Source organism: Rahnella sp. AN3-3W3, from assembly GCF_003263545.1.
GTDB classification, from domain to species: Bacteria; Pseudomonadota; Gammaproteobacteria; order Enterobacterales; family Enterobacteriaceae; genus Rahnella; species Rahnella variigena.
Window position 1 is genome coordinate 22,520 of record NZ_JYDG01000081.1, and the last position, 8,841, is coordinate 31,360.

General features: G+C 55.2%; 5 protein-coding genes. 1 reads left to right on the forward strand and 4 read right to left on the reverse strand.

Annotated features, from left to right (window positions below):
* Window positions 1-56: 56 nt before the first annotated feature.
* The 3 genes from UC15_RS19800 to UC15_RS19810 are packed head-to-tail and all read right to left on the reverse strand — an operon-like array spanning window position 57 to window position 5,745.
* Window positions 57-1,460, reverse strand: coding sequence for an efflux transporter outer membrane subunit (locus UC15_RS19800; RefSeq protein WP_112290350.1), 1,404 nt, complete (start codon window positions 1,458-1,460; stop codon window positions 57-59).
* A complete protein-coding gene (locus UC15_RS19805) occupies window positions 1,453-4,602 on the reverse strand; it encodes an efflux RND transporter permease subunit (RefSeq protein ID WP_112290351.1) in 3,150 nt (1,049 codons plus the stop codon). The genes UC15_RS19800 and UC15_RS19805 overlap by 8 nt, the downstream gene beginning before the upstream one ends.
* 9 nt (window positions 4,603-4,611) lie before the next feature.
* Window positions 4,612-5,745 carry an efflux RND transporter periplasmic adaptor subunit gene (locus UC15_RS19810; protein WP_112290353.1) on the reverse strand — a complete coding sequence of 378 codons (1,134 nt, stop codon included), beginning with the start codon at window positions 5,743-5,745 and terminating at the stop codon, window positions 4,612-4,614.
* 616 nt (window positions 5,746-6,361) lie between these two features.
* On the opposite strand from UC15_RS19810, the gene UC15_RS19815 reads away from it, so the two are divergent.
* Window positions 6,362-7,963 carry a PTS transporter subunit EIIC gene (locus tag UC15_RS19815; RefSeq protein WP_112290355.1) on the forward strand — a complete coding sequence of 534 codons (1,602 nt, stop codon included), beginning with the start codon at window positions 6,362-6,364 and terminating at the stop codon, window positions 7,961-7,963.
* A 6-nt stretch (window positions 7,964-7,969) separates the two neighbouring features.
* On the opposite strand, the gene UC15_RS19820 is transcribed toward UC15_RS19815, so the two are convergent.
* Complete coding sequence (locus UC15_RS19820) at window positions 7,970-8,710, reverse strand: GntR family transcriptional regulator (RefSeq protein ID WP_112290356.1); 741 nt, start codon at window positions 8,708-8,710, stop codon at window positions 7,970-7,972.
* Window positions 8,711-8,841 lie beyond the last annotated feature (131 nt).

Genomic DNA, 8,841 nt, shown 5'->3' on the forward strand with positions numbered 1-8,841 from the left:
CAGATGAACCCTGCGAAAAACGCCGACTTCCGTCGGCGTTTCCATTCACTCAAAAATCACTCCTTCCAGCCACCACCCAGTGCTTTATATAAACTGATGTCCTGATTCAGTTGGGCAAGTTGTGTGGTGATCAGCGTTTGCTGAGCAGAATACAGCGAGCGCTGCGCGACCAGTACGCTCAGGTAGTTATCGACACCGCCTTTGAAGCGCATCTGCGAGAGATCATAGTTGCGCTGGTTAGCGTCGGCATCCTGCTGGCGGGCCAGCAATTCGTCTTTGTAAGTCGCCTGTCCGGCTAAGCCGTCGGACACTTCTTTGAACGCCGTCTGAATCGCTTTCTCATAGTTGGCGATATCAATTTTCTTGGTGTCTTTCGCGATGTCGAGATTGGCCTGATTCACGCCGCCGTCGAAGATTGGGATATTAATCGATGGCATAAATGACCACGCACCGGTGCCGCCGTCGAACAATTTACTCAGGCTGCCGCTTTCTGAACCTGCGGTGCCGGTCAGCGTGATGCTCGGGAAGAACGCCGCTCGCGCTGCGCCGATGTTGGCGTTAGCCGCTTTCAGCGTATGTTCCGCGGCAATAATGTCCGGGCGACGGGTCAGCAGATCAGACGGTAAACCAGCCGGTATCTGCGGGAATTTCCAGTCCTGTTGCAGGGTGGCGTTCGCCAGCAAATTCTGCGGAATGGTGGTGCCGACCAGCAGCGTCAGCGCGTTCACATCCTGACGAACCTGGCGTGTGTACTGCGCGATATCGGCCTGTGCTGCGCGAACCGTGGTTTCGGCCTGTACCAGATCCTGTGAGGTGCTGACGCCGGAATCGTAACTGCGTTTGGTCAGCTCGTAGGATTTGTTCTGGCTGTCAGCGGTACTGATTGCCAGTTTCAGCAGATCGTTATCCGCCGCCAGACTCAGATAACCGGAAGCGACTTCAGACACCAGCGAAATTTGCGTCGCACGTTGCGTCGCTTCGGTGGCGAGGAAGGTTTCCAGCCCCTGATCGCGCAGGCTGCGCACGCGACCAAACAGGTCAACTTCATAAGATGTCACACCGAGATTGGCGCTGTATTGCTGATACGTCACCGGTCCGGTATTTTGCGTCGAATACAATCCTCCCGGCAGATGCTGGTTGGTTTCGCCGGCGCTGGCGTCAAGTGTCGGCAGCAGCGCGGCGCGGTCAATCTGGAAGGCCGCGCGCGCGGTATCGACGTTTAACGCCGCGACCCGAAGGTCGCGGTTGTTAGCGAGAGACATGCCAATCAGCTGATTCATCGCCGGTTGATTGAAGAAGGCTTTCCAGCCGATATCCTGCGCAGCGCCGGTTTTCGCACCATCCCAGTTGCTGGCAACCGGCAGCGCAGGGCGCTGATAATCCGGCTCCATCGTACAGCCCGCCAGCAGGGTGAGTGAAAACGCGCCGATAAGCGACAGCGCGAAATGCGGTTTATTCATGGTGTGTTGCCTCAGACGCCGGAAGCGCCTTCTCTTGTTTTTTCGATTTGCGGGTGAACAAATTCACAATCGTCACGTAGAACATCGGGACGAAGAAGATCGCCAGGAAGGTCGCCGTAATCATCCCGCCGACCACGGCGGTACCGATGGAATGCTGGCTGCCCGCGCCCGCGCCGCTGGAAATGGTCAGCGGGAATACACCGAGAATAAAGGCCATCGAGGTCATGATAATTGGCCGGATACGCAGCTTGGCCGCTTCAATCGCCGCTTCCGTGACCGACATGCCTTCGTTCTCATGCAGCTCTTTGGCGAACTCGACAATCAATATGGCGTTCTTCGCCGCCAGCCCGACGGTGGTTAACAGACCGACCTGGAAGAAGACGTCATTCGATAAGCCGCGCAGCAATACGGCACCGATCGTCCCGAGGATCCCCAGCGGTACCACCAGCATGACCGAGAACGGGATCGACCAGCTCTCGTACAGTGCAGCCAGACACAGGAACACCACGATCATCGACAGGGTGTAAAGTGCCGGGGTTTGTGAGCCGGAAAGCTTTTCTTCGTAGCTCAGACCGTGCCATGCCACTTTATAGCCCGATGGCAGTTTGGCCGCGATTTCCATTACCGCGTCGTTGGCGTCGCCCGAGCTGTAACCCGGTGCCGGTGCGCCCATCAGTTCGACCGAAGACACGCCATTGAAACGCTCGTAACGCGGTGAGCCGTACACCCATTTGCCGCTGCCGAACGCGCTCCATGGCACCATATCGCCGCTGGAATTACGGAAATACCAGTTGTTCAGATCTTCCGGCGTGACGCGGGAAGCCGCCTTGCCCTGGATGTAAACGCGCTTCACGCGGTTGTTGTACATGAACTGGTTCACGTACGCCGAACCCCAGGCCGCTGACAAGGTATTGTTGATGTCGTCGAGGCTCAGACCTAGCGCCTGCGCGCGTTCATCATCAATTTCCAGCTGATATTGCGGCTCATCTTCCATCCCGTTCGGACGCACGGCGGTCAGACGTTTGTCCTGCGAGGCCAGTTGCAGGAACTGGTTACGCGCCGCCATCAGGGCGTTATGCCCTTTGCCGTTGGTGTCCTGCAGGAAGAAGTCGAAGCCGGTGGCGTTACCCAGTTCCATAACAGCTGGCGGAACGAAAGCAAACACGCGGGCGTCTTTGATGGTGGCGAAGTGCGCCATCGCACGACCGGCCAGCGCCTGAACTTTCTGCGCGGCGTCCGGACGTTTCGCCCAGGTTTTCAGCTGTACGAAGGCAATCCCGACGTTCTGACCACGTCCGGCGAAGCTGAAGCCGTTGGCGGTGAACACCGAAGAAACGATGCCGCCTTCCTGTTTCATCAGATATTCACGCACGTTATCCAGCACCTGCTGGGTACGTTCCGCCGAGGCGTTGGCAGGCAGCGTGGCCTGAATCAGCATGACGCCCTGATCTTCATCCGGCAGGAAGGTGGTCGGCACGCGGGTGAACATAAAGCCCGTGGCAATCACGATCAGCAGATAGATGCACATAAACAGACGACGACGGGAAATCACCGTGCCGACGGCGCTGGTGTAGCGCATCGCGCCTTTGTCGAAGGTACGGTTAAACCAGCCCGCAAAGCCTTTCTGCGATTTTTCCTCGTCATTGTGTTTGATGATGGTGGCACACAGCGCGGGAGTGAAAATCAACGCCATCAGCACGGAAAGCGCCATCGCGGACACGATAGTGATCGAGAACTGACGGTAGATGATCCCTGTCGAGCCGCCGAAGAAGGCCATCGGCACTAACACGGCGGAGAGCACCAGTGCGATACCAAACAGCGCGCCCTGGATCTGTTTCATCGATTTGATGGTGGCTTCTTTCGGCGACAACTTATCTTCCGTCATCACACGTTCGACGTTTTCCACCACCACGATGGCATCATCCACCAGCAGGCCTATCGCCAGCACCATCCCGAACATGGTCAGGGTGTTAATGGAATACCCCGCAGCCGCCAGAATACCGAAGGTACCGAGTAGCACCACCGGCACTACCAGCGTGGTGACCAGCGTTGCGCGCAGGTTTTGCAGGAACAGCAACATCACGCAGAACACCAGCACGATGGCTTCGATCAGCGTTTTCACCACTTCTTCAATCGATGCACTGACCACTGGCGCAGTCTGGTACGGGAACTCGACTTTCACGCCAGCCGGCAGGGAATCTTCCAGCCCGGCGACGGTGGCTTTCACCGCTTTGTCGGTATCCAGCACGTTTGCGCCGCTCGCCAGACGCAGGGCGATAGCGGTAGACGGGCTGCCGTTAAAGGTCGAGGAGATGGAATAACTTTCCGGCCCCAGATCCACGTTGCCGACATCACTCAGGCGCACCTGCGAGCCGTCGGCATTCACTTTCAGCAGCACATTTTTGAACTGATTAATGCTGTCGAAACGGGTTTTACCGATGATGGTGGCGCTGAGTTTGCTGTCTTTGACCGTCGGCAGTCCGCCAAGAGAACCGGAGGATACCTGCACGTTTTGCGCTTCAATAGCGGCGCTGACATCACTGGGGATTAGCTGATATTTATACAGTTTTGCCGGGTCGAGCCAGATACGCATCGCGTATTCGGAACCCAGCACCAGGAAGTCGCCGACGCCTTTGGTACGCACGATCGGGTCTTCCAGTTTGGTCACCAGCAGGTTACTTAGATCCGAGTTACTCATTTTGCCATCGGTCGAAATCAGGCTGACCAGCAGCATGAAGTTGGCCTGATATTTGGCAATACGGATCCCCTGATTGACGACTTCGGTCGGTAACTGTGATTCGGCCAGCGAGACTTTGTTCTGTACCTGAACCTGCGCGATATCCGGGTTAGTGCCCTGATCGAAGGTGGCAATAATGGTGGCGCTGCCGTCGCTGTTACTTTGCGATTCTATATAGCGCAGGTTATCCAGCCCGTTCAGTTGCTGTTCAATAACCTGAACCACGGTGTTCTGCGCGGTTTCCGCCGAGGCACCCGGATAGGTGACGCTGACGGAAATCGCCGGAGGCGCGATATTCGGGTACTGGTTGATCGGCAGTTTCATGATCGACAGCGCACCGGCGATCATGATGACGATAGCGACAACCCAGGCGAATATGGGGCGATTAATAAAGAAAGTAGACATTCAGCTCACCTATTGCGCGGAAGGATCGGTCATCGCGAGATTAGCCTGTTCGGCAGGGGCACTGGCTTTGCGCTCGGTGGCATTCACTTTGGCGCCCGGCCTGACGTTCTGTAATCCGTCAGTGATCACTTTGTCGCCGTCATTCAGACCCTGATTCACCAGCCAGTTACCGTTCATCATCTGACCTGTGGTGACGGAACGCTGCTCAACCGTGTTATCGGCTTTCACCACGTACACATATGGCGCACCTGTCACGTCATGCATGATGGCTTCCTGTGGCACCAGAATACCTTTGTCATCAATGCCTTGTTGCAGCTGGGCGTGGACAAACATGCCCGGCAGCAGTTCGTCGTGCGGGTTCGGGAACGAGGCGCGCAGGGTGACGGAACCGGTGCTTTGCGACACGGTGACTTCAGAGAATTCCAGCTTGCCCGGCAGCGCATATTTGCTGCCATCTTCCAGCGTCAGCGTGGCCAGGGCGGCGTTATCACCGGCACTTTGCAATTTGCCGGAAGCCAGCGCACGGCGCAGTCTCAGTAAATCCTGCGAGGATTCATTGACGTCGACATAGATAGGATTGAGCTGATCGATAGTGGTCAGATACGCGGTCTGGCCGCTGGTCACCAGCGCCCCTTCGGTATACAGCGAGCGGCCGATGTGGCCGGAAATCGGCGCGTACACTTTGGTGTATTGCAGATTTACGCGGGCGGTTTCGACATCTGCTGCGGCTTCGCGCTCGGCGGCGACTGCATCGTCATATTGCTGGCGGCTGACGGCCTGCGCATCGACCAGCGGTTTGTAGCGGCGGGCGGTGGCATCGGCGCTTTTCCAGGTTGCCATCGCGCGATCAAATGCGGCCTGATAGGTCGAAGGATCAATCTGATAAAGCTGCTGACCGGCTTTGACTTCACTGCCTTCAACGAACAAACGTTTTTGGATCACGCCGTTCACCTGCGGGCGGACTTCCGCGCTGCGAACCGCCGTGGTACGACCGGGCAGGCTGGTGGTCAGGGCGACGGGCTGACTGTGTAAAGTGACGACATTAACCGCAGGCACCTGTGCCGCCGGGGATGCAGAACCGGCGGAACCATCACATGCGGAAAGCAGTACGACTGTACTGACAGAAAGAAACTTCAGGCGCATAGAATTCACTCTTATTGGGGAATTGAGAATAACCATTCTCAACAAGTCCTCCACTATACGAGAGCGCCAGAGTTCGCTGTGTAAGGATATTGTCATTACCCATGAGTCGATGTTTCTAAGTATGAAGAAAATGTTGCTGTATAATCCATTGAAATTATAAGGTTTTAAACTTTTTGTGCAGTGGTAAATGGCAGGGAAGTCGTTACTTAGCAAACTAATCGATAGTTCTTAAGAATGATAACCAGTTAAATATTCTAAAAGTGAATGAATTGTTGGTGGTTAGGAAAGTGTGATGCAGATCAAACAAATTTATACATTTTAACCCGCTGCTTACCAGAAAAGGCTGAAGGATCGCGGCAACTGCCGTTACCTTAAGTGCCGAGAGCGAGCAGTTCTCACATTTGCTTGTTGCCAGCCGTTTTGAACTACGGCCAGTCGCAACCCCCGCGCCCACAGTCCGATGTGGGCTTTTTTTTGCCTGCTGCACCAATCCGTTTTTCCGCGGCAAAACTGTGATCCCTTTCATACTCCTGACTGTTATGTCTATACAACTATACATTCCGTGACTTAACTCAATTAACGGCTTATTTTTAGCCAGCTAACTGAGGGACGACAGATGATAAAACTTGGCAGCAAGGTGCATGATCTGGGCAAGGCCCTGATGACGCCTATCTCGGTGATTGCCGCCGCCGGGATTTTCTTAGGTCTGGCGGCGGCGTTGCAGAATCCTGCCGTCACCGGTGAAGCCTTCACGCAGATGAAAACCCTGCAACTGGTTATTGGGTTTATCCGCCAGGTATCCGGCGCATTGTTCGCCAATCTTCCGCTATTTTTTGCCGTCGCCACTGCGATGGGTCTGGCCAATGCAGAGAAAGCCACAGCGGCTTTTTCCGCAGTGATCGGCTTTGTCGGGTTGCACGTCGGTGTTAACTACAGTCTGCTGGCGCAGGGGATTACGCCGGAAACCATTACGGTCGCCAAACTCATGGCCAAAGGCATGACCGAAAGCGATGCGATGATTTACGCTGCCGAGTTCACCAATACGCTGGGGATTTTCACCTACAACATGAGCGTGCTGGGCGGGGTGCTGGTCGGCTTAATCACCATGTGGCTGCACAATCGCTTTTATACGATTGTGTTGCCGACGGCGATCGCGTTTTTTGGGGGACGCCGTTTCGTGCCGATCATCACCATTCTGGTGCTGCCGATTGTCGGCGTGCTGATGTCGCTGATCTGGCCAACGATTGCCATGGGGATCCAGTGGATCGGTGAACTGATCGGGCGAACCGGTGAGATCGGCACCTTTATTTATGCCACGTCGGAGCGTTTGCTTATCCCGACCGGTTTGCATCACATCATCAACGAAACCGTACGTTTCACACCAATTGGCGGCGTGACGACGGTGGATAATCAGAGCATTGTCGGCGCGCTGAATATCTTTAATGCCGCGCTGGCTAATCCCGGCATGATCCCCGATGCGGTGACGCAGCAGGCGACGCGTTTCCTGGCGCAGGGGAAAATTCCGGTGATGATGTTTGGTTTACCGGCGGCGGCGCTGGCGATGTATCACTGCGCCAGACCGGAGCATAAAGGCCGTGTAAAAGCGCTGATGCTGGCGGGCGGACTGGCTTCGTTTACCACCGGGATCACTGAGCCGCTGGAGTTCTGCTTCATCTTCGTTTCGCCGGTGCTGTATATCCTGCACGCCGTGCTGACCGGTCTGTCATTTGTGCTGATGCAGATGCTGCATGTGATGATCGGTAACGTACAGGGCGGGGCGATCGACTTCCTGATCTTCGGTGTTCTCGGTGGCAGTAAAACGCACTGGTGGTATCCGCTGATCCTCGGGATCATCTACGCGCCGGTTTACTACTTCAGTTTCCGCTGGGTTATCTTGCGGATGCAGATCAAAACGCCGGGGCGCGAGGATGAAAACGATGCTGAAGAACGCGCGAAGCCTGCGCAGGGAACCGGCGAGAAAACCAAAAATATCATTATCGGACTGGGCGGCGAGGGGAATATTACGGCGGTCGATTGCTGCTTTACCCGTCTGCGTGTGAAGGTCAAAGACATGGCGCAGGTGCAGGACGGGACGCTAATGAAAACCGGCGCCGCAGGTGTCAAACGCATCACCGACACGGACGTGCATGTGATTTATGGTCCGCAGGTTGAGCAGGTGGCTAATCTGGTAAAGGCAGAGCTGTCGGGCATTGCCTGACGGCGGCTAACTTTTGACTTTGGCATGGACGCTGAAGGCATAGTTTTTCTGGTTGTAATACACATCAGACACCTCAAACAGCGTGTCGTCGGTGAATGAGACAATGGCATGAGAATGCAGAACTGGCTGGTCGCGTGACAAATTCAGCGCGAGGCGGATTTCGTTAGAGGGCAGTTCGGCGGAAATCAGTTTGGTGCTGCCTGCTGGCTGAAAACCTTTGGAACGGATATAGGCATATTTTGAGGATGTCATGGCGGCACGCGTGATGTCCGGGAAGCGGTCGCACAGCATCCAGCACTGTTCATAGACAAAGGGTTCATCGCCTAATAAACGCAGGCGGATCATAAAATAAACTTCCGTACCGTCCGGGATATTCAGCTCGCGGGCGATGTCTTCACTGGCTGGCATGCGCCGAAATTCCAGCACCTGATTTTCAATCCGCTGATTATTTTCCTGGGCGACTTCACTGGCGGTGAGATGGCGGTCAAGCGGCAGGATGATTTTCTGCTGCTCAGCCGGTTCGACTACAAAGGTACCGCGGCCACGAAAACGCGCCACACGGCCCTGACGCACCAGATAATCGACGGCTTTTCGTGCGGTCATGCGTGACACTCCGTAGATTTCGCAGAGCGCCGCTTCGGTCGGGATGGAGTCGCCCGGTTTGATTTCACCCGCGCTGATTTTTTCGGTCAGTTGCTGCTCAATTTGCAGGTAAAGCGGGGTGAATGAGTTCTTATCTATTTTCATTAAGCCTGACCTCCGGTTCTTCACTTAAGAATAATTGTATAGTTAGCTATACAAATGAGCTAACCGCATTGCTGATATTCTGTTCAAAATGGGTTTCAGCACACAAAAAAGAAAGGTTGCTGATATCAGCA

What these genes read in the sequence shown, in the direction of transcription:
- UC15_RS19810 (WP_112290353.1), bottom strand. Translation starts at nt 5,745, where the DNA reads ATGCGCCTGAAGTTTCTTTCTGTCAGTACAGTCGTACTGCTTTCCGCA.
- UC15_RS19815 (WP_112290355.1), top strand. Translation starts at nt 6,362, where the DNA reads ATGATAAAACTTGGCAGCAAGGTGCATGATCTGGGCAAGGCCCTGATG.
- UC15_RS19800 (WP_112290350.1), bottom strand. Translation starts at nt 1,460, where the DNA reads ATGAATAAACCGCATTTCGCGCTGTCGCTTATCGGCGCGTTTTCACTC.
- UC15_RS19820 (WP_112290356.1), bottom strand. Translation starts at nt 8,710, where the DNA reads ATGAAAATAGATAAGAACTCATTCACCCCGCTTTACCTGCAAATTGAG.
- UC15_RS19805 (WP_112290351.1), bottom strand. Translation starts at nt 4,602, where the DNA reads ATGTCTACTTTCTTTATTAATCGCCCCATATTCGCCTGGGTTGTCGCT.